The organism is Brevibacterium sp. 'Marine', from assembly GCF_012844365.1.
Taxonomy (GTDB): Bacteria; Actinomycetota; Actinomycetes; order Actinomycetales; family Brevibacteriaceae; genus Brevibacterium.
In genome coordinates this window covers 1945325-1964937 of record NZ_CP051626.1, presented here as the reverse complement: position 1 = coordinate 1964937, position 19613 = coordinate 1945325, and the positions used below count along the sequence as shown (strand labels likewise).

Annotated in this window: 22 protein-coding genes and 1 tRNA gene; 6 read left to right on the top strand and 17 right to left on the bottom strand. The window is 65.3% G+C overall.

Annotation, left to right across the window (positions count from 1 at the left end; all coding sequences use genetic code 11):
• Window positions 1-38: 38 nt before the first annotated feature.
• The 4 genes from HF684_RS08845 to HF684_RS18930 are packed head-to-tail and all read right to left on the bottom strand — an operon-like array spanning window position 39 to window position 2017.
• Window positions 39-581: a hypothetical protein gene (locus tag HF684_RS08845; RefSeq protein ID WP_211168098.1), complete on the bottom strand. Its 543-nt coding sequence runs from the start codon at window positions 579-581 to the stop codon at window positions 39-41.
• Window positions 532-1701 (bottom strand): relaxase/mobilization nuclease domain-containing protein, encoded by a 1170-nt coding sequence (locus HF684_RS08840; protein ID WP_169252184.1) that lies wholly within the window; start codon window positions 1699-1701, stop codon window positions 532-534. Before HF684_RS08840 ends, HF684_RS08845 begins: the two co-directional genes overlap by 50 nt.
• Window positions 1698-1829, bottom strand: a complete 132-nt coding sequence (locus tag HF684_RS18935; RefSeq protein WP_282433929.1) for a hypothetical protein — start codon at window positions 1827-1829, stop codon at window positions 1698-1700. Before HF684_RS18935 ends, HF684_RS08840 begins: the two co-directional genes overlap by 4 nt.
• A 53-nt stretch (window positions 1830-1882) precedes the next feature.
• Entirely contained in the window at window positions 1883-2017 is a 135-nt protein-coding gene (locus HF684_RS18930; protein ID WP_282433928.1) for a hypothetical protein, read from the bottom strand.
• A 204-nt stretch (window positions 2018-2221) separates the two neighbouring features.
• Between HF684_RS18930 and HF684_RS08830 the strand changes: the two genes are divergently transcribed.
• Window positions 2222-3643, top strand: a complete 1422-nt coding sequence (locus HF684_RS08830; RefSeq protein ID WP_169253845.1) for an integrase core domain-containing protein — start codon at window positions 2222-2224, stop codon at window positions 3641-3643.
• Window positions 3644-3719: 76 nt separating this feature from the next.
• Here HF684_RS08830 and HF684_RS08825 read toward each other — a convergent pair whose 3' ends face one another.
• Together HF684_RS08825 and HF684_RS08820 are read right to left on the bottom strand one after the other, a co-directional pair.
• On the bottom strand, window positions 3720-3989 hold the full coding sequence (locus HF684_RS08825) for an LLM class flavin-dependent oxidoreductase (RefSeq protein ID WP_169252183.1): 270 nt from the start codon (window positions 3987-3989) through the stop codon (window positions 3720-3722).
• 111 nt (window positions 3990-4100) lie between these two features.
• Window positions 4101-4173, bottom strand: a tRNA-Asn gene (locus HF684_RS08820).
• A gap of 256 nt (window positions 4174-4429) precedes the next feature.
• Here HF684_RS08820 and HF684_RS08815 point away from each other — a divergent pair.
• Together HF684_RS08815 and HF684_RS08810 are read left to right on the top strand one after the other, a co-directional pair.
• A complete protein-coding gene (locus HF684_RS08815) occupies window positions 4430-5341 on the top strand; it encodes a DMT family transporter (protein WP_248279183.1) in 912 nt (303 codons plus the stop codon).
• Window positions 5342-6553, top strand: coding sequence for a glycosyltransferase (locus HF684_RS08810; protein ID WP_348981448.1), 1212 nt, complete (start codon window positions 5342-5344; stop codon window positions 6551-6553).
• Window positions 6554-6596: 43 nt separating this feature from the next.
• Here the strand turns inward: HF684_RS08810 and gluQRS are convergent, their stop codons facing one another.
• From gluQRS to HF684_RS08765, 9 genes are all read right to left on the bottom strand, one after another.
• Window positions 6597-7535 (bottom strand): tRNA glutamyl-Q(34) synthetase GluQRS, encoded by a 939-nt coding sequence (gene gluQRS / locus HF684_RS08805; RefSeq protein WP_169252182.1) that lies wholly within the window; start codon window positions 7533-7535, stop codon window positions 6597-6599.
• Window positions 7532-7852 carry a GNAT family N-acetyltransferase gene (locus HF684_RS08800; RefSeq protein WP_025780808.1) on the bottom strand — a complete coding sequence of 107 codons (321 nt, stop codon included), beginning with the start codon at window positions 7850-7852 and terminating at the stop codon, window positions 7532-7534. Before HF684_RS08800 ends, gluQRS begins: the two co-directional genes overlap by 4 nt.
• A gap of 99 nt (window positions 7853-7951) precedes the next feature.
• Window positions 7952-9643 (bottom strand): AMP-binding protein, encoded by a 1692-nt coding sequence (locus tag HF684_RS08795; protein WP_127364310.1) that lies wholly within the window; start codon window positions 9641-9643, stop codon window positions 7952-7954.
• Window positions 9644-9671: 28 nt separating this feature from the next.
• Entirely contained in the window at window positions 9672-11369 is a 1698-nt protein-coding gene (locus HF684_RS08790) for an ABC transporter permease (RefSeq protein ID WP_169252181.1), read from the bottom strand.
• Between the two features lie 20 nt (window positions 11370-11389).
• Window positions 11390-12154, bottom strand: a complete 765-nt coding sequence (gene modA, locus HF684_RS08785) for a molybdate ABC transporter substrate-binding protein (protein WP_211168097.1) — start codon at window positions 12152-12154, stop codon at window positions 11390-11392.
• Window positions 12155-12245: 91 nt separating this feature from the next.
• Window positions 12246-12647 carry a helix-turn-helix transcriptional regulator gene (locus HF684_RS08780; RefSeq protein ID WP_101554004.1) on the bottom strand — a complete coding sequence of 134 codons (402 nt, stop codon included), beginning with the start codon at window positions 12645-12647 and terminating at the stop codon, window positions 12246-12248.
• Window positions 12644-13075, bottom strand: coding sequence for a molybdenum cofactor biosynthesis protein MoaE (locus HF684_RS08775; RefSeq protein WP_169252180.1), 432 nt, complete (start codon window positions 13073-13075; stop codon window positions 12644-12646). The genes HF684_RS08780 and HF684_RS08775 overlap by 4 nt, the downstream gene beginning before the upstream one ends.
• Complete coding sequence (moaC, locus tag HF684_RS08770) at window positions 13072-13542, bottom strand: cyclic pyranopterin monophosphate synthase MoaC (protein ID WP_101554002.1); 471 nt, start codon at window positions 13540-13542, stop codon at window positions 13072-13074. Before moaC ends, HF684_RS08775 begins: the two co-directional genes overlap by 4 nt.
• Window positions 13539-14747 (bottom strand): molybdopterin molybdotransferase MoeA, encoded by a 1209-nt coding sequence (locus HF684_RS08765; protein WP_248279182.1) that lies wholly within the window; start codon window positions 14745-14747, stop codon window positions 13539-13541. Before HF684_RS08765 ends, moaC begins: the two co-directional genes overlap by 4 nt.
• A gap of 41 nt (window positions 14748-14788) precedes the next feature.
• Here HF684_RS08765 and moaA point away from each other — a divergent pair, with 41 nt between their 5' ends.
• The gene (gene moaA, locus HF684_RS08760) at window positions 14789-15877 is read left to right on the top strand and encodes a GTP 3',8-cyclase MoaA (RefSeq protein WP_169252179.1); all 1089 of its coding nucleotides are present in this window, start codon (window positions 14789-14791) and stop codon (window positions 15875-15877) included.
• Complete coding sequence (locus HF684_RS08755) at window positions 15878-16123, top strand: MoaD/ThiS family protein (RefSeq protein WP_169252178.1); 246 nt, start codon at window positions 15878-15880, stop codon at window positions 16121-16123.
• A 2-nt stretch (window positions 16124-16125) separates the two neighbouring features.
• On the opposite strand, the gene HF684_RS08750 is transcribed toward HF684_RS08755, so the two are convergent.
• Together HF684_RS08750 and HF684_RS08745 are read right to left on the bottom strand one after the other, a co-directional pair.
• Window positions 16126-17301 (bottom strand): ThiF family adenylyltransferase, encoded by a 1176-nt coding sequence (locus HF684_RS08750; RefSeq protein WP_169252177.1) that lies wholly within the window; start codon window positions 17299-17301, stop codon window positions 16126-16128.
• A 55-nt stretch (window positions 17302-17356) separates the two neighbouring features.
• Window positions 17357-18589 carry a molybdopterin molybdotransferase MoeA gene (locus tag HF684_RS08745; protein ID WP_169252176.1) on the bottom strand — a complete coding sequence of 411 codons (1233 nt, stop codon included), beginning with the start codon at window positions 18587-18589 and terminating at the stop codon, window positions 17357-17359.
• A 121-nt stretch (window positions 18590-18710) separates the two neighbouring features.
• Between HF684_RS08745 and HF684_RS08740 the strand changes: the two genes are divergently transcribed.
• Window positions 18711-19559: a CPBP family intramembrane glutamic endopeptidase gene (locus tag HF684_RS08740; protein WP_240811980.1), complete on the top strand. Its 849-nt coding sequence runs from the start codon at window positions 18711-18713 to the stop codon at window positions 19557-19559.
• The last annotated feature ends 54 nt before the right edge of the window (window positions 19560-19613 follow it).

The following is a 19613-nucleotide window of genomic DNA, read 5'->3' as shown; positions in this document are numbered from 1 at the left end:
CCGCACGCGCTCCGCGCGCTTGCCCTCGGGAATCGCGGTCACCTCTTGCGCCAGCTCGGCCACGTCGGCATCCCGCGGCCCTTCCACGTCTCCACCAAGCCGGCGACCCAACGCACGGACGCGAAGAGGGCGTAACCGGCCCCGGCGAGGCCAGCGCCGACCACGAGCCAGCGCCCGATCCCGAGCCACACGCTCCCGTCCACGTCCACCGCCCACTGAGCGCCCGTAATGAGCCCGGCGATGCCCATCCAGAGCCCGGCGACGACCACGACCACCGGCAGGAGGGCGAGGCGCATCGCCGCGGCGACCGACCATAGCTGACGGGCCCCCAGCGTCGCCGTGGCGGCGATGATCCGCTCGGCGCGCTCGTTCGACGCGTCGATGTTCGCCGTCATCGTGGCCGAGGCCTCCCCGGCGACCTGCTCGACCGCCTTCTCGACCCGCTCCTCGGTGCGCTTCTCGATCCGCTGCACGGCACCGCCGACCTGGCTCACGAGCTTCTGGTTGTCCTCGGCCAGGGACTGGAGCTTCTCAGTCGCCGAGGCCGTAACTGCTCGATTCATTTGCGCTTCGGCGATCAAGCTCTGCGAGGCGCTCTGCAGCTGCTTCCCGTCGAGACTCTCCCCGAACTCTCTGAGCGTGCTCTCGATCTGCGGCGACTTGTTGACGGACGGCTGCAAGGTCGACGGCAGGCCCTTCAGCTCCTCCTTGACGGTTTCCTCGATCGCGATCCGCAGATACGACTTCAGTCCGTTCACGGCCTTCGTCTGCCTGTTGACCGCTGCGATGACGTCGGCGTTCGCAGGCTCCGACAGATTCGACGCCGTCGAGCTCGGTTCGGTCTCCTGCTGCTCGTTCCTCATCTCGTCGAGAATGCTCATTGCTCTGCTCCTTCGGTCGGTTGTTCTCGTGGAACTCGAAGATTTGCTGTGCGCCCTCGGCGGTGAACTCGGGCGTCAGCCCGGATGCTTTCTTCCGGCCGAGCTTGCCGTTGTCGGCCCGGCGCATCTTGTACGTCCAGCCGTCACGCTGGGTCTCTGCGAGGGCGACGCCATGCTCGTCGAGTACCTCGGTGAATCCCGCCCGGTCCACTGACCGCTTGTCCCGCAGCGAGGCGGCGACCTTGTCCCCGAGGATGCGCTCGAATCCGCCTGACGCGAAGTCCTCCCGGCGCTGCGACCAGTCCGGCTTTGCTTGCTCCGGCGACGGGAGGACCTGGCACCCCTCGTCTTGCATCAGTTCGTCGTTGGCCCGGCGCAGGCCGTTCTTCCACGACGTGTTCCGCTGCAGCGACTTCCCGGTGAGGCTGTCGTGGTTGATGACGTAGAAGTGGTTGTGCAGGTGCCCGCCGGCCGAGTCGGCGTGGGTCACCACGAGGTGATCGGCCGAGTGCATCCGCTCCGCGAGCTTCACGCCCAGCTCATTGACCCGCTGCACGTGCCCCCGGTCGTTCTTGCCGAACTCGTCCGGCGAGAAATTCTGCGTGTACGAGTACAGCTCGTTCTTCCGCCCGTGGGCCCTCGCCAGAGCCTCTGCGCGGGCGACGAAGGCCCACGGCGACTCCACCGAGCACGACATCGCTGCGGCACGATCGGTGCCGGTCTGGACGTGCTCTGTGCGCTTGTCCTTGTCGTTGCCGTACAGCGCGTACCCGACCGAGTCGCTGGCGGACCGCGATGGCTTCACGTTGACCGTACTCATAGCGCCGTCCGATCCCCGAGCTGTGCCCGCACGGCATCCATCGATTCCATGACCTCGCGCAGCAGATCGTCGTCGAGGGCACCACCGCGACGCACCGCCTGGTTCAGGTTGATCCCGATTCGGCGCACCTGCTCGACCGCCTGACCCAGCTCCGGCGACGGCGTGGAGGCCGCCGCGACCTCTAGACGTCCCGGCGGGAGTCCAGGGCGTCGAGAATGACCGTGCGTACCCATTTGCTCGGCTGCACGCCGAGCCTGCGAGCACGTCGCCGAACCGCTTCGCGCTCCGCCTTCGTGACCCGCACGTCGATGCTCACGTCGCGATTCGCCTGGGGCTCATCGACTCCATGACCATCATTGGTGTTGGGAGCCGTACGGTCAGGGCCAGCAGGGTACTTGTACCTCATATCGATGATGTCCTGTCTCAACACATCGTGGACACACGATCTCATGACATCGGAGACACCATGTCTCATGACATTGTGAACACACTCGATGCGGCAGTCGGTGATATTCGTGTCATGACGAATTCTCTGACACCGCGGGTGCGCGCGGACATCATCAACTACGACCCGACCCAGCCCGGAGCCCTTTCCGTAACTGAGTTCTGCCGGTCACTTAAGATTTCCCGCAGTGTGTTCTACAAGATCCGCACCCGGTCCCAACATGAGTCGAAAGCAGCTTTACACCCGCGATCCCGAGCACCGAAGCAACCGGCCCGCCGATACGGTCCCGACGTGGTCAACGAGCTCGTCCGCATCCGCAAACAGCTCAAATTCGACGGCTGGGACTACGGACCCAGAACCATCCACTACGAAGCCCTTATCGCCGACACTTTCCCCGGTGGGAAGGTTCCCTCGCCGGCAACGATCGCGCGGCTCTTGGCCAGTGTCGGCCATGTCGAAGCCTCCCCGAAGAAGAGACCCAAGTCCTCTTACATTCCCTTCTCGAGATCTACCGCCATGGCCCTGTGGCAACTCGACGCCTTCGAATACACACTGACGACCGGGACGATCATCACGATCTATCAGCTCCTCGATGACGCCACCCGCTTCGACGTCGGCACGACAGCACATTCCCGAGCCGAGAACAGTGCCGACGCACATCAGATGCTTGCTGCTGCGATCGCCGAATACGGTGCGCCAAAGGAAGTGCTGTCGGATAATTCCTCGGCGTTCAATCAGCTGCGACAAGGACGGATCGGAGCGGTGGAGACATTCCTCGCGTCGAAAGGAGCCATGCCGATCAGCGGGCTGCCGGGTAAGCCGACAACGCTGGGTAAGAACGAACGCTCCCACCAGACCCTGATCAGGTTCCTCGACGCGAACACCCCCGCCAACCTGGAAGCCGTACGGGCACTCCTGCGTCGCTTCCGCGACCATTACAACAAACGACGACCCCACCAGTCAGTCGGTGGTGCCACTCCAGCCACGGCCTGGAACCTGCTGGAACACACGCCGGCGACAGATCCGATTCCCATGGCCGTGTTGGAGGCGAAAGCTGCGGAATATCTGAGCAAACGCATCCGCTTACGGAACAACCTCGACCAGGTGGGACTGGCGATATCGAAAACCGGTAACATTCTCCCCGACCCCACCAGCGAGCAGGCACCGGGACAGTCGGTCGTCGAGGTTACTCGGGCCAACCATCAGGTCTACTATCAAGGGTTACAGGTGTCGCTGCCGATGACCTTTGCTGGTCGTCAGTTCTATCGGGCGATCACCGATGAGGCATTCTTTCTCTCGGACATGGTCACCGGTGAGATCGTGTTCTCGTTCCCCCTGCCGATGGTCGCGATTAAGGAACGGAAGAGAACAGTCGCGTCGTATGCGATCAAGGGAGTCCAGATCGTGAATCCGACGAAGCAGTGGGTACGAAAGCACGCTGAGTACGAAGCAGAGTTCGAGACTCGTCAGATGGTGTTGCCGGAGGTGTTCTCCTGACGCTGTTGGGCAGCCGCGCCAGCGATGGTAGGTGTGTACAAAGCTCTGAGGTCGAGTGTCCCCGAAGGGGTGAGATTCAGTGTCCACGAAGTCGCGAGGTTACACACCTCATATCGATGACTCCGGTACCGACCTCGATCCTGCTGGTCTTCCCGGCAATCGTCGACAGCAGCGGAATGGGCGAGGCTGCCTGGGTCGCGAAATGATGGACCCGGAAGGAGGCGCCGTTGACGCCGAGTTCGTCGGCGCCCACTGAGATCTCAACAGCATCGCGCAGCATCTGCCCGGCGTCGAGGTCGCCGCCGTTGTCATAGTGACCGAAACTGAGGAATCCGAAAGATTTCATGCCAGATGAACTTGCCGTGCGCGGAGCCTATTCCCCAGCCGCGTCGACGGCACCGAGGGCAATGTCGGGCAACGACGAAGGCCCCGTCCGTGATGGACGAGGCCTTTGCTGCTCCCCCGGCTGGGCTCGAACCAGCGACCCTTCGATTAACAGTCGAATGCTCTGCCAACTGAGCTACGGAGGAATACCGCAGTTTCCTGCGGACGTGTGTTCCAGCTTAGCAAACCTCCCGGCCGACGAACAAAACCAAGACAAGTGCTTTAGCTCACAGCGTGGAGGGTGCTTCGGCCACAGCATTGAGGGTTTCCCCACCCGTTGCCGCAGGGTTGCCTTACAGTCAGGACAAACACAGTCCGCGGCCATCTTCACCGCCGTCCTGCGCGATAGACTCAAAGCGATCCCCACCCCAGAACCGCACCGTCGAAACCGGAAGACTCATCGTGACCATAGCGGCAATCGCCCTCGCCGTCCTCGCGGCCGTGGCACTGGCCTATGGCGCCTTGTATCAGCATGAAGCCGTTGCCGGACAGGATGACTCCCACAACGGACTGAGCTGGGCACATTTCACCGACCTGCTCCGCAACCGCCGTTGGCTGCTCGGGCTGACCATCCTCGGCGTGGGAACGGCGGGCAATTTCGTCGCCCTGGCCCTGGCCCCGGTGATGGTCGTCCAGCCGATCGGGGCATTCTCACTCATCGTCTCCGTGCTGCTCGGCGTCCGTCACCGCGGCCTCAAGGTCAACAGACGACTCGTCCAGTCCGTCGTCTGGTGCACCGCCGGGGTGACGGCCTTCGTCGCGCTCTCGGCCACGACCGCACAGTCGGAGGTCCACCTCGGCGCCGATGCGATGCCCCTGTTCTGGATCACCGCCATCGCCGTCGCGATCGGCCTGGTGATCGTCCTCGTCTTCCGTTATGCCCCGCAGCTGGTTCTCATCATCGCGGCCGGACTGCTCTTCGCCTGTGTGGCGACGAACGCCCACCTGGTCAGCGTCCAGTTCCTCCGGGCCGGCATCGACCAGGTCACCTGGATCAACGTCGCCGCACTGGTGGCGGCGGTTGCCCTCGGTTCCCTGTTCGTCCAGAACTCCTATGCGGCGGGCCCTCCGGAGATGGTCATCGCCGGGCTGACAGTCATCGACCCGATCGGTGCCGTCATCCTGGGCACCATCGTCCTCGGCGAGGCGGCCCACTCCCCCATCTGGCTGATCCTGACCATCACGCTCACCGGATTGGTCGCCTGCGCAGCCGTCGTTGTATTGTCGCGGTATCATCCCGATGTCAGAGATCGAGAAGCTCAGCGCAGGAACGCCCGCCGTTCCGACACCATGACCGACACCGAGGAGAGCTGAATCCTGTCTGCGCACCGTCCCACTCCGAAACGCCGGATCCTCATTCCGGCAGAGACGTACGCCCCCGAAGTCAACGGTGCCGCGAAGTTCGCCGAACGGCTCGCCGCAGGCCTCGCCGGCCGCGGCAACGATGTCCATGTCGCCTGCCCTTCGGCGACGGGCAAACCCTCGGTCAGCGTCGAGAACGGGGTCACCGTTCACCGACTCACCGCTCACCGCTGGCCGTTGCACCCGACGTGGATGATCTGCATGCCGTGGGAGACGAAGCCCGAACTTTCCCGACTCCTCGACAGCATCCGTCCCGATGTCGTGCATACACAGGCTCACTTCGTCATCGGCCGCTTTGCCTTCTCCGAATCGATCAGGCGGGCCATCCCCGTCGTGGCCACGAACCATTTCATGCCCGACAACGTCCGTCCCTACCTCAGAGCTCCGAAGCCCGTTCTCGACGGCGGCACCGCCATCGCCTGGTGGGATCTGCGCCGGAAGTTCCAGTCCGCTGACTTCATCACGGTGCCCACACAGTTGGCGGCCGATCTGCTCACCGAGAACGGCTTCTCCTCTCCCATCCGAGCGGTCTCGTGCGGGATCGATCTGGAACGCTTCGCTCATCTGCGCGAACTCGACTGCGCCCAGTCACGGGCCGTTCCCCCGCGCGTCCTCTTCGTCGGTCGCCTCTCCTCGGAGAAGCATGCCGCAGACATCGTCGAGGCAGTGGCGAAGACCGATCCGGAGTTGGGGCTCGAAGCCGATATCGTCGGCGGCGGTGACCAGGAGGAACCGCTGAAGCACCTGGCGGAGGAACTCGGCATCGCCGACCGAGTGCATGTGCTCGGAAAGATCAGCGACAAGGCGCTCATGGACGCCTACCAGCGCTGCACCTTCTTCTGTATGCCCTCGACCGCTGAGCTGCAGTCCATCGCCACGCTGGAGGCGCTGGCCTCGCGCAAACCCGTGGTCGTTGCCGATGCGGTGGCCCTGCCGCACCTCGTCCGCGACGGAGTCAACGGGTATCTGTTCCCGCCGCGCGACACCGACGCCCTGGCCGATCGCTTCACCCGCATCTGCCGGATGCCCGAAGCCGATCTCGATGACATGTCGAAAGCGTCGCTCGACGTCGTGGCCAAACACGATATCGAATACACGCTCGACACCTTCGAATCCATCTACGACGGAGTCATCCGAGACGCCGCCGACTCGTCCGCGGCCTGACGGCCACGCGAGCTGACGAACAGGCGGCCTGACGAACGCGGGCCTAACCACCCACAGGTGGGACGAAGACCGTCGGTGCGGTCGGCATCCCGGTGAAGTCGACACTCCTGATCATGTCATCGACGGACCTCCACCGGGAGCCGGTACCGTCGAACCCGAGTGACTGCTGCATCCAGGCGAAGACGTCCTCGACGCTCCACCCGAGGCTGCGCAGCTGCTGATAGGTCACCGCGCCGTCGCGTTTGGCCAGCCGCTGGCCGCTGTCGTTGAGCACCAGGGGCACATGGACCCAGCCCGGTGCGGGCAGACCCAACAGCTGTGCCAGATATGCCTGCCGCGGTGCAGAGGAGGCCAGATCGTCCCCGCGCAGGATCTCGTCGATTCCGCTCTCTGCGTCATCGACGACGACGGTGAGGTTGTAGGCGTAGACGCCGTCGCCTCGCCGCAGCACGAGATCGTCGACAAGGGCCTCCACTCGGCCCAGCAGCACATCGGTGATGCTGTGCTCTCGGTTGTCCGTGTGCAGACGCAGCGCCGGCTGCCGGTTGTTCGCCTCGAGTCTCCGTCGGGCCGATTCCCGCTCTCCCTCGCCGAGACTGCGACAGGTCCCGGGATACGCCCCGGGTGGTGCATGGGGTGCGCTCGGGGCCTGGGCGATGTCCTTGCGTGAGCAATAGCATTCGTAGACGAGACCGTCGGCTGCCAGCCTCGCAATCGCGTCCGAGTACTCTGCGGTGCGTGCGGACTGGACAAGGGGACGCTCGTCGGGAACGACTCCGAGGTCGGCGAAGACCTCGAGCTGCGAGTCGGCCGCGCCGGTCTTCACCCGATCGAGGTCTTCGACCCGCCACAGGAACCGGCGGCCCGTCTGCCGGGCACGCACATAGCTGAGCAGTCCGGTGCGGATATTGCCGATGTGGAGGTCACCGCTCGGGCTCGGAGCGAAACGCCCGGCTCCGCCGACTGAGTGTGTGCCGGTCACTGATGGGCTGCGAGGTCGCCGTACTGCGGGAACCGTTCCAGGTAGTCCTGCACATAGGAACAGGTGGGCACGATGGACGTCCCATCCGCACGGAGGAGGTCGAGCACCCGGGTGACGAGAGTGCGGGCGAAACCGCGGCGGGAGTAGCCTTCGGAGATGATCGTGTGCTGCAGCTCCAGGGTGTGCTCATCGATGACCTGGTAGGCGAGGAACCCGATGAACTCCCCCGGGGTCTCTTCGGAGAAGAGTTCGAACCGTTCGCGATCGACGTTCTTCACGACTCGGACCGGTGTGGGGCTGAGTTGAGGCTGTGGCATTGGTGCGCTCCTTCATGGCCGTCTCCTCTGTGAACGATACATGGTCGCGGCAGGGTCTGTTCGCGACCCCAGCCCCTGCCGGGACCGCGCCCGTTGCCCTTAGGCTCCGGCCGAGTGAGTGAGCTCTTCGCCTTCTCGGCGCAGCTCGACCTTGCGGATCTTGCCCGACACCGTCATCGGGAACGATTCACGAACCTCGACATAGCGTGGGATCTTGAAGTGGGCGAGCTTGCCGGAGCAGAACTCACGGACCTCGTCGGCGGTGAGCGAGTCGAAGCCGTCCTTGAGGATCACCCACGCCATGAGCTCTTCGCCGTACTTCTCGTCGGAGATGCCGACGACCTGGACGTCGCGGATCGCTGGATGGTGGTAGAGGAACTCCTCGACCTCGCGCGGATAGATGTTCTCACCTCCGCGGATGACCATGTCCTTGATCCGTCCGGAGATGTCGACGTAGCCGTCATCGTCCATGATGGCCAGGTCGCCGGTGTGGATCCACCGGGCAGCGTCGATCGTCTCGGCCGTCTTGTCCGGCTGATTCCAGTAGCCGAGCATCACCGCGTAGCCGCGAGTGCAGAATTCGCCCTTCTGGCCGCGCGGAACGGTCTGCCCGGTGACGGGGTCCGCGATCTTGATCTCCAGGTGCGGCATGACCCGGCCGACGGTCTCGGTGCGCTTCTGCAGGGAGTCGTCGACACGCGTCATCATCGACACCGGCGAGGTCTCGGTCATGCCGTAGCAGATGGCGACCTCGGACATGTTCATATCGTCGATGACTCGGCGCATCGTGTTCACCGGGCACGGCGATCCTGCCATCACGCCGGTGCGCAGAGTCGAGAAGTCGAATTCTGCGAACTGCGGGTGCTCGAGTTCGGCGATGAACATCGTCGGCACACCATAGAGCGATGTGGCTTTCTCCTCGGTGACCGCCGACATCGTCGCCACCGGGTCGAAGGCCGGTGACGGCAGCACGACCGCCGAGCCGTGGCTCAGCGCGGCGAGGTTGCCGATGACCATACCGAAGCAGTGGTAGTACGGCACGGGAACGACCACGGTGTCGGCGGGGGTGTACGAGAGCATCTCGCCGATGAAGAAGCCGTTGTTGAGGATGTTGTGGTGACTAAGGGTCACACCCTTGGGGAACCCGGTCGTGCCGGAGGTGTACTGGATGTTGATCGGATCATCGGCCGAGAGGTCGTCGATGACCTGCTGCAGCCGCACCGCGTACTTCGCCCGTTCGTCGTCGAGCATCTCGCGGCCCTGCCCGATGAGGTGAGCGAAGGATTCGCGCTCGCCGACCGTGACACCGCCGACGAGGTCTGCGGAGACCGTGTCGAGGAAGACGAGATCGAGGCTGGGGACCTTGGCGGCCACCTCGGTGGCGATGGCGTGGAAGTCCGAGTGCGGTGGTGCGACGATCTGCGAGATCATCAGGCTCATTCCGGACTGTTCGACGACGAACTCGAGTTCGTGGCTGCGGTAGGCGGGGTTGACGTTGACGAGGATCGCTCCGATCTTCGCCGTGGCATACTGCACGAGCGCCCATTCGCCGACGTTCTGCGCCCAGATGCCGACCCTGTCGCCCTTCTTCACTCCACGTTCGAGAAGGCCGATGGCCAGTGCGTCGGTGTCACGATCGAAGTCGGAGTACGTCCACCTCCGATTCGAATGCCGGTCGACCAATGCCAGCGCTTCAGGATTCCTCGCGGCGGTGCGTTTGATGTGCTCGGCGATGGTGATCCCGAGCAGCGGTTCCGTCGATGTTCCCGACGAGTAGGACAATTCGGACACTGCGGTGTGCTCCCTTGCATGCCAATTTTCACTGTGACTGATTGCACACTATTCCGTCACGGTCCCGCATGCAAAAGCTGGCGAGGAATTCGGCGCCCTCACCTGCGGATTCGGGGTCGACCTGTCCGACGGGAGCCGAGTGGACGACGGTGCCGCTCTCCACCAGGACCAGCGACTCGGCCAGAGCGGTGACGTCATCGACGTCGTGGGTGACCAGCAGTGCGCTGCGCCCGCTCAGCAGCCGGGACAGCACCCGACGGGTCTCGACAGCGACATCCACGTCGAGTGCGGCCAGCGGTTCGTCGAGCAGCAGCAGCTTCGGTTCGACGACGAGCGCACGGGCAAGCGCGATGCGGGCGGCCTGTCCCCCGGAGACGGCGTCGGGTCTGCGGTGCGCGCACTGTCCCACGCCGAGGCGGTCGAGCATCGCCTGCGCCTGTTCACGTGCGACGTGGCGAGTCGCACCGTGAGCCCGCAGACCGAATCCGACGTTGTCGATGACGCTCAGGTGGGGGAACAGGAGGGGGCTCTGTGCGAGATGGACGATTCCGCGGTCGTGGACCGGCGGCCACAGTCCGGCAGCGATGTCGAAGACCGTGTCGTCCCCGAGACGCAGCCGTCCCGAATCAGGCACCAGGGCGCCGGTGAGCACCTGGAACAGGGTGGATTTTCCGGCCCCGTTGCGGCCGATGATCGCAGTGGTCCCCGGCAGCGCGGAAGTCAGATCCAGATCGATTCCGCGGGCAGTCAGCTGGACTTCGGCCCTGATGCTCTGTGCAGGTCTCGCAGGTCCCACGGACCGCGGCTTCGGTTCGGTCGCTCCCCCGCGTTTCGGGGCGTCGTCGAGGGCGGATGGGACCGCCTCGGCGGGGTTGGGGGTCGGGGCGGTGTTAGGGGATCTCAGCCGGGGAGCGTGCGGGGACCGGTAGGCGACGATGATGATGAGCACGGCGATGACGATGAGCAGGAGCGAGAGGCCGATGGCCGCCTGCGGGTCGGATTCGCGGACGAGGTAGATCCGCAGGGGCATCGTCCGGGTGACGCCGGACAGCGATCCGGCGAAGGTCAGTGTGGCCCCGAACTCGCCGAGTGAGCGGGCGAAGCACAGCACGGCGCCCGTGACGATTCCGTGTCGGAGCAGCGGCAGAGTGACCGTGAAGAACACACGATTGGGTTTCGCACCGAGCTCGGCCGCGGTGAGTTCATAGCGGCGTCCGAGGCCCGCGGTGGCGGTCTCGACGGACATGACCATGAACGGCAGGGACACGAAGACCTGGGCCATGATCACCGCCGAGGTGGTGTAGGCGAGACTGAGGCCCGCCGCTTCGAGCCCTCCGCCGAGGATGGCCGACCGACCCCAGGTGTAGAGCAGCGCGAGACCGCTGACCACCGGCGGCAGCACGAGAGGCAGCAGGATGAGGGTGCGCACGATGCGCTGGCCGGGGAACCGCCGAGTCGCGAGCAGGTACCCGAGGGGGAAGCCGATGAGGACGCTGATGAGGGCCGAGGTCACCGAGGTCAGCAGGGACAGCCTCATCGCCAGGCGGGATTCCTCGGCCGTGATCACGGCGAGCAGACTCTGGGCATCGACCCGAGTGAGCATGCCGATGATCGGCAGGAGCAGGAAGACGATTCCGATGACGGCGGGCACCCACAGCCAGCCGGGGACGAGCGATTCCGATCTGGGCCGCCGCGGGGGTCGAACCGGGGACGTCTCGCGACGCATCAGAGCAGGCGCAGGCATGGTCAGCCCGCAGCGAATCCGGCGTCGCGCAACAGCTTCTGGGCCCTGTCGAAACCGAGGAACTTCACGAAGTCATCGGCTTGGTCCTGGTTCTCGCTGGCTCTGACAGTGGCGGCCGGGTACTTGTTGATGACCTTGTCGGCGCCGTCGAGATCGACCTGTTCGACCTTGCCGCCTCCACGGGCGATATCGGTGACGTAGACGATTCCGGCGTCGGCCTGGCCGGCGCTGACCTTGCCGAGCACATCGGTGACCGAGTTCTCTTCGCTGACCGGATCGAGTGCGACGTCGTTGAGGTCGGCCCACTTCTGAGTTGCGGCCCCGCAGGGCACTTGAGGCGCGCAGACGACGAGGTCGGTCCCGGAGAAGTCCTTGGAGCTCGTGATCGCCTGCGGATTTCCCGCGGCCACGGCCAGGGTGAGCGTGTTCGAAGCGAACATTTCGGGCTCGCCGGCAAGCAGATCGTCGGAGGCGAGCGTGTCCATCGTCGTCTCATCGGCGGTGGCGATGACGTCGGCGGGGGCGCCTTCGGAGATCTGCGAGACGAGGTCGGAGGAACCGGCGAAAGAGAACTTCACGTCTGGTGCATTCGGATCGGTGGCGGTGTACTCATCGGCGATGTCGTCGAAGACTTCGGTGAGCGAAGCGGCGGCGAAGACGGTGATCTCCTCCGGTTCGTCCGCCTCGGCGTGCGGATCCGATCCCGATGAACAGGCGGTCAGGGTCAGGGCTGCGACGGTGCAGAGCCCCAGCAGGGTTTTCTTCATACCCCCATTGAACCCGCAAATACGACTCCGTGTCGACTTCAGCTCCGATTATGAGACTCTACGGTCGCGTGTGGCCACGCAAGGCCGGTCCTCACGAACTCGGAACGGTGTCGATCGACACCATCGTCGCCTTCACCGAGGCGGTCGCGAGACGGCCCGGCTCGAGCCCGAGTTCGCGGCAGGCTTCGGCCGACATCAGCGACACCACGCGGAAGGGACCGCACTGCATGCTGACCTGGGCCATCACTCCGTCGATGCTGACGTCCGTGACGAGACCGGCGAAGCGGTTGCGTGAGGAGCTGACGACTCCGCTGGGGTCCGGCAGAGCCTCGGAGGACGATTGAGCGAGAGCGGCGAGCTCACTGCCGTCGACGACCGCCCGATTCGAGGCGTCCTTGTGCTGGGACAGTCGACCGTCGGCGACCCACCGGCGCACGGTGTCATCGCTGACGCCGAGGAACCGTGCCGCTTCGCTGATCCGCAGTCGGGTCATTCGTGGGCTCCTACCCATTCGTCACTGCCATCGCTGAAGTGCTGATGCTTCCAGATCGCCACTCGAGCCTTGACCTCGTCGATGAGTTCGCAGCAGGCGAGGAAGGAGTCCTTCCGATGGGCTGAGGCGACGACTGCGGCCAGTGCCACATCGCCGATCTCGAGGTCGCCGACGCGGTGGACGACGGAGAGCCTGACCGCAGGGTGCCGGGCGGCGATGTCCGCAGCCACCTCGGCGATCTGGGTGGAGGCCAGGGGGTGGGATTCGTAGTGCAGACGAGCGACTCCCCGACCCTCGTCGTGGTCGCGGATGACTCCGGAGAAGCTGACGACGGCACCGCAGGTGTCCGTGAGGACCTGGGGTTCGAGTTCCTGGATCGAAATCGGGGACTCGATGACTCCCGTGGTCACGACTGTGCCGGTGCTCATGACTCTCGCGTCCAATCTCCGCTCTTTCCGCCGGTCTTCTCGACGACCTTGATGTCGCTGATGACGGCCTGGTTGTCGACGGCCTTGATCATGTCGAAGATCGCCAGCGCGGCCGTGGTCACAGCCGTCAGGGCTTCCATTTCGACGCCTGTCTTCGACACGGTCTTCACCGCGGCGGTGATGGCCACCGCGTCCTCGCGGAGTTCGAACTCCACGTCGATTCCCGTCAGGGGCAGCGGATGGCACAGCGGGATGAGGTCGCTGGTGCGCTTGGCGCCCATGACGGCGGCGATGCGGGCCACGGGCAGAGCATCGCCCTTGGGAAGCCCCGCCTCGGCGATGAGGTCGATGACCTCGGCACGAGTGGTGATGAGGCCGGAGGCAACGGCTCGGCGCTTCGTGACGTCCTTGTCGCCGACATCGACCATCTGGGCGGTTCCGGATGCGTCGACGTGGCTGAGTTTCATGCGATCTTCCACGTCAACAGCCTATCTCCCACAGCTGAGAACGGATCGTCTGCTCCCGCGTCCTCGGGTGAGACGAAGACGAGGTGCGTGGCTTCGGCATAGCTGTGGAGCAGGTGGGACCGGGAGTCGCCGACGAATTCGAGACCGGCGTCGGTGAGTCTGGCGCGGCGCACCTGCAGCTTTCCGGCCGGAGGGTCTTCGTCGAATCCGTGGGCCAGTCGGTGGCGGTCGGCCTCGCGGGGAGGTTCGTGCCCGGCCAGACCGAGCAGGGCGGGGCGGATGAAGAGTTCGAAGCTGATGAGTGTGCTCACCGGGTTGCCCGGCAGCGCCACCCACGCATGGTCAGCCAGGCTTCCGCAGCCCTGCGGTCCTCCGGGCTGCATGGCGATCGGTTCGAAGGTCATCGCGGAGTCCGCATCGAGGTCGGCCGCGAGTTTGACGACTTCGTGCGCTCCCTTCGAGATGCCCCCGGTGGAGATGACGAGCTCCGCATCGCTGTGGCGGACTCGGTCGAGCAGCTGCTGTGGGTCGTCGGGGACGAACGCCACCTCGGTATCGACGCCGAGGCGACGCAGCCCGGCCTTCAGCGTCACGGAATTCGCGTCGTTGATCCCGGCGGCCGCCTCGGCGGCGATCTCATCGCCCGTGCTCACGACGAGGACGCGCGGGAGACCGAGCACCGGAAGTTCATGCACTCCGCAGGCAGCGGCCACGCCGAGGTGGGCCGGTGTCAGCATGGTGCCCGCGCTCAGCACGGTCTGACCGGTGCGGACGTCGGATCCGCGGCGCCGGACGAAGGTTCCCGGGCGTGGTTCGACCGAAGGAACCAGCGTGATGGCCTCGGCTCCGAAGCGTCCCGGGGAGGTGTCCTCGATCTTGACGACCATATCGGTGCCCGCAGGCAGCGGCGCCCCGGTCATGATCTCCACTGCGGTGCCCGGCTGCACCGGCTGTCCGTGTGCACCGGCGGCGACACGCCCGTGCACGGGAATCGGGTATTCGCGCATCTCCTCCACCGTGGCGGCGGCCAGGGCGTAGCCGTCCATGCTCGAGTTGTCGAAGCCGGGCACATCGATCGGCGATTCCACATCGGCGGTCAGCCGCCTCGGCGTCTCCAGCAGGGAGCTCAGCGGCAGGCTCACGGGACCGGTCAGGGGCGCAATCATCTCGGATATCCGCTCACGGTGCATCTTCGCAGTAGTCATGGGACGATGATATCGACACGCTTTTCAAGGAGGATGACGCCATGGAGAAGATCGGCCTGCCCATGCCGGTGCTCAGAACTCCGACGGTCGACCCGGGCGAGCAGTTCACCGCCCACACCGAGGACGCGCTGCTCGACACCTTCGATCGCCGCGCTCGCGACCTCCGCATCTCCCTCACGGACTTCTGCAACCTGCGCTGCACCTATTGCATGCCGGAGGAAGGCGTCGAGTTCATGTCCCGCGATTCCGCGATGACCGGTGACGAGATCGTCCGCTTCGTCCGCATCGCGGTGGAGAAGTTCGGCGTCGACCAGGTTCGGTTCACCGGCGGCGAACCCCTGACGCGCAAGGACATCAACGAGATCATCGCCGGTGTCGCGGCCTTGGAGCCGCGACCGAACATCGCGTTGACGACGAACGCGATCGGTCTGGACAAACGTGCCGCACGGCTGAAGGACGCGGGACTCGACCGCATCAACGTCTCGCTCGACACGATCGATCCGGAGACCTTCGAGTCCATGACCCGACGTCCGTTCCTCAAACGGGTGCTCGAGGGCATCGACGGGGCGAAGGCCGCCGGACTCGAGCCCGTGAAGATCAATGCCGTGCTGCTGCCCGGTGTCAACGATGCACAGGCGCCGGATCTCCTGCAGTGGTGCCTCGAGCAGGATCTGAGTCTGCGGTTCATCGAACAGATGCCCCTGGATGCCGGACATTCCTGGGATCGGACGTCGATGATCACCGCCGCTGACATCTTCGCCCTCCTCGAGCCCCGCTTCGTCCTCACCCCGGATTCGGCGCCTCGCGGCGGTGCTCCGGCCGAGAAGTTCCTCGTCGCCGATCGACGTCGGCCCGATACGATCCTCGGCACCGTCGGAATCATCGCTTCTGTCACGCGTCCGTTCTGTGCGGACTGCACCCGCACGCGGCTGACCGCAGAGGGTCGTGTGCGCACCTGCCTGTTCTCCCGCACCGAGGTCGATCTGCTCACCGCGATGCGCGAGGGGGCCTCGGACGATTCGATTGCGAACCTGTGGAAGGGTGCGCATTGGAAGAAGCTCGCCGGTCACGGGATGGACACGGATTCGTTCGAGCAGCCACAGCGTCCCATGAGCGCCATCGGAGGATAAGTGCCCACCATCACCGTTCGGTTCTTCGCCGCAGCCCGCGAGGCCTTCGGCGCCCGCGAATCACAGATGAATGCCGAGACCGTCGATGAGCTCGTCACGACCCTCGCCGAGGCGGCCGCCCCCCAAGCCGCGACCGTGCTGTCGCGCTCGAGCTTCCTCGTCAATTCCGTGGCCGCGACCGATAAGTCGGTGCCTTTGGCCGATGGTGACACCGTCGATGTCCTCCCGCCGTTCGCCGGCGGGTGAGGTCAACCGCCTTGCTGCGAAGCCGGTTGAGAGAGATAGGCGAGGTATCCGCCGTTGACCGAGGTCACCGCGGTGCCCTGTGAACGCAGCTGTGCTGCGGTCTTCGCCGAGCGCACCCCCGACCGGCAGTACAGTGCGATCCCTGACTGCTGCATGGGATCCGACCCGACGGGCAGCCTGCCGGGGTCGGCGAGGAGCTCGTCCATCGGAATGTGAATGGCGCCGGGGACCATCCCCGAGGCGACCTCGTCGTCCTCGCGGATGTCGACGAGGACGGAGGTCTCGTCGAGCTCCGACCAGGTGACGGCGGCCGGCCCCAGAGGACTCTCTCCGGTGTTCGTGCCGGCTGCGCCATCGGTGCCGTCGTCGAGGCCGAGCGAGTCGAACGTGTGCTGGGTGTAATCGCTGCGATGCATCTCGAGGTCGGTGACCGGAGTTCGACCGGGGATCGGCTGCACCGGGACGGTCTCCCAGCCGGCATCGAGACTGCTGTGGATCGCCACGCTGTTGTACAGCGGTGTGCCGATTCCGGTGAGCACCTTGATGGCTTCCATCGCCATGGCGGAGCCGATGCTTCCGCACAGAGGTCCGAGGACTCCGGCGACCGAGCAGTCGGGCACGCTGCCGGGGGCGGGGACCTCGGGATAGAGGTCGCGCAGGGTAGCGCCGTGTTCGACGTCGAAGACGGCGACCTGTCCGTCGAAGCCGAGGATCGTCCCCCACACGAGTGGGAGTCTGAGAATCTCACAGGCATCGTTGGCAAGGTAGCGCGTGGCGAAGTTGTCGCTGCCGTCGACGACGATGTCGACGCCGTCGAAGAGGTCGAGAGCGTTGTCCACAGTGAGCAGCTGGGCAATCGTGCGGACCTCGATCGACGAGTTGATCCCGTTCATCCGCTGCCGGGCGGAATCGATCTTACGAGAGCCGACGGCCGCCTCGGTGTGGATGACCTGTCGGTGCAGATTGCTCAGCTCGACGATATCGGGATCGACCACGGTGATCGTGCCGATGCCGACGGCCGCGAGGTAGCTGAGGATCGGAGCGCCGAGCCCCCCGGCGCCGATGACGAGGACATGCGAGTCGAGCAGCGCCGCCTGCGCGCTCTCACCGAACCCGGACAGTCGAAGCTGCCGAGCATACCGGGCCCGGTCGGCGGGTGCGAGGCGTGACGTGGACATGCTTCCATCCTAATCGGCTGTGCTGTTCGCGGACTGTCTGCACCGGTGTCGGGCATCAGCACTCGAGGTAGTCGATGACCGTACCCGCGCTCAGCTGCTCAGGGCTGTGCGGGGAATCGGTGCGGCGCGGGATTCTGATGATCACATCGGCGGCGGCGAAATTCGGGAGTCTCGCCCGTTCGGCGGCACGGATCTCCCCCGATTCCGTGAAACTGCCGGGGCGGACGGTGACGGCGTCTGCGTGTGGCCTCAGGCCGGGTCCGGCGAGAATGCCCTTCCGCCATCTCTGCCGCAGGCTCTTCCTTGTCAGCACCGAGCCGACGAAGAGGTGGAACGCGACGAAGGCGCCCTGAGGTGTGCCGGGCAGATGGATGAGCGGCAGTGTGCCGAATCGCCCGCAGCCCTGCGGGGATCCGGGTCGCATGTCCAAGCGGCGGAAGGTCGAGTGGTCGGGTTCCAGAGTCTGGCGAACGACCTCGAAGGCACCTGCGCTGATCCCGCCGGTCGTCACGACGAGGTCGGCCTCAGTCCGCATCGACATAAGTCTGCGGCGCAGCTCGTCGACATCATCGCTGCTCGTGGCTTCGATGGGTTCGGCGCCGAAACCGCGGACGGCAGAGGCGAGCATCGGCAGGTTCGAGTTGAACACCGAGGCGGCGGCCGCCTCGGTGAGGGTCCCATCCGACCGATCAGCACCCTGGATTTCGTCACCAGTGACGATCAGGCCGATGCGGGGCCTGCGGACGACGCCGATCTCGGTGATGCCGAGCATCGCGAGCGTGCCGACCCCGGCCGAGGTGATCCGCTCCCCCGCGGTCAGGACGATGTCACCCCGGCTCATGTCCTCGCCGATTGCACGGATGTTCCAGCCAGGAGGCACTGACTCGGGAAGAGAATCGATCCGGATGGCCTCGGGGGCCGGACCGGCCTGCTGAGCGTCGGTGAGCTCGACGGGAACGACCGCCTCGGTGTCGGTGGGCACGGGAGCTCCCGTCATCACCCGCACCGCGCATCCCGGTTGCAAGGCGACGGCGCCGTGACCGGCGGGAATGTCGCCGACGACTCGAATGGACGTACCGTCGCGGGCGGCGTTCAGGGCAGCGCCGTCGAGGGCGAACCCATCCATCGCCGAGGCGGCGAAGCCGGGCACCGATCGCGGGGCTGTGATGTCCGTCACCGTGGTGCGTCCGGCGGCAGCCTGCACGGGCACCACCTCGGTGCGTTGCAATGGTGCCAGTTCGGCGACGAGCTCGGAGCAGATGAGCTCGGAGTAGTCCTCTGGGTCCAATGATGTCCTTCCCTCGCTCCGATCCTACTTGCGATTCGGAACGGCCAGGCCTGATGGTCCGGTGCGAGTCGACCCAGGTCATCCAGTGCGGGGCGGGCCGGGTTCGTCTACAGTGTGGAGCGTGGACACTGACCGAGCAGTAACCGTCGAGTCCTCACAGCTGAAATTGGTCAGCTGGGAGGCTGCCGCGGCTGCCCTGTTGGCAGTCTCGGCAGTTGTGCTCTTCGGTGTGGGAACGACGTTTCCGCAGGTCCGCGCCTTCGGGTACGTTCCGATGCTCGCTGCTCTGGTCACCGCGTGGAGTGTCAATCGGCGCTTCGCCAGAGACCTCAGCATCATCGCCGCCTGTCTCGCACTCATCTCGGCGATTTCGGTCGAGGCCGATATCTCCTGGACGAACATCGCCCGCATGGGTGTGGTGCTCTCCGCCGTCGTCATCGGCCCGTGGCTGGTGACCCGGTACGTCTTCCAGGACCGGACGATCCAATTCCCGCTGCGGCGCGGCCAACCCTGGTCGCGGCTGGAGTGGGCATGGCTGGTCTTCGTCGTCGTGGTCGCGTGGGCGGTGCTGCCGCAGTACTTCATGCGCACCGGGGTCTACCTCAACTGGCCGCCGCTGACGAACTGGTCGGAGATCGTCCGACTGTTCTTCGGGGTCAATGCCGTGGGCATCTGGGATGAGCTGTTCTTCATCTGCACGGTCTTCGCCCTGCTGCGCACGCACTTCTCGTTCTGGACGGCGAACGTGTTCACCACGATCATCTTCGTCTCGTTCCTCTGGGAGCTCGGCTACCGGTCGATCGGGCCGCTGCTGACGATCCCCTTCGCGCTCGTGCAGGCCTTCATCTTCACCCGCACGAAGTCACTGCCCTATACGGTCACGGTGCATCTGCTCTTCGACGCGCTCGTGTTCCTCACGATCGTCCACGCCCACCATCCCGACGCGCTGCCCATCTTCATCGGCGTCTGACATCGTCATCAGAGTCTGAGGCGAGGCGGGCAGCCACTCGATACCCGGCGTCCC

Bases quoted from the DNA above. Each gene is read 5' to 3' on its own strand.
- HF684_RS08840 (WP_169252184.1), bottom strand. From the start codon at position 1,701: ATGAGTACGGTCAACGTGAAGCCATCGCGGTCCGCCAGCGACTCGGTC.
- HF684_RS08830 (WP_169253845.1), top strand. From the start codon at position 2,222: ATGACGAATTCTCTGACACCGCGGGTGCGCGCGGACATCATCAACTAC.
- HF684_RS08825 (WP_169252183.1), bottom strand. From the start codon at position 3,989: ATGAAATCTTTCGGATTCCTCAGTTTCGGTCACTATGACAACGGCGGC.
- HF684_RS08800 (WP_025780808.1), bottom strand. From the start codon at position 7,852: ATGCCACAGCCTCAACTCAGCCCCACACCGGTCCGAGTCGTGAAGAAC.
- HF684_RS08790 (WP_169252181.1), bottom strand. From the start codon at position 11,369: ATGCGTCGCGAGACGTCCCCGGTTCGACCCCCGCGGCGGCCCAGATCG.
- modA (WP_211168097.1), bottom strand. From the start codon at position 12,154: ATGAAGAAAACCCTGCTGGGGCTCTGCACCGTCGCAGCCCTGACCCTG.
- HF684_RS08780 (WP_101554004.1), bottom strand. From the start codon at position 12,647: ATGACCCGACTGCGGATCAGCGAAGCGGCACGGTTCCTCGGCGTCAGC.
- HF684_RS08775 (WP_169252180.1), bottom strand. From the start codon at position 13,075: ATGAGCACCGGCACAGTCGTGACCACGGGAGTCATCGAGTCCCCGATT.
- moaC (WP_101554002.1), bottom strand. From the start codon at position 13,542: ATGAAACTCAGCCACGTCGACGCATCCGGAACCGCCCAGATGGTCGAT.
- HF684_RS08765 (WP_248279182.1), bottom strand. From the start codon at position 14,747: ATGACTACTGCGAAGATGCACCGTGAGCGGATATCCGAGATGATTGCG.
- moaA (WP_169252179.1), top strand. From the start codon at position 14,789: ATGGAGAAGATCGGCCTGCCCATGCCGGTGCTCAGAACTCCGACGGTC.
- HF684_RS08750 (WP_169252177.1), bottom strand. From the start codon at position 17,301: ATGTCCACGTCACGCCTCGCACCCGCCGACCGGGCCCGGTATGCTCGG.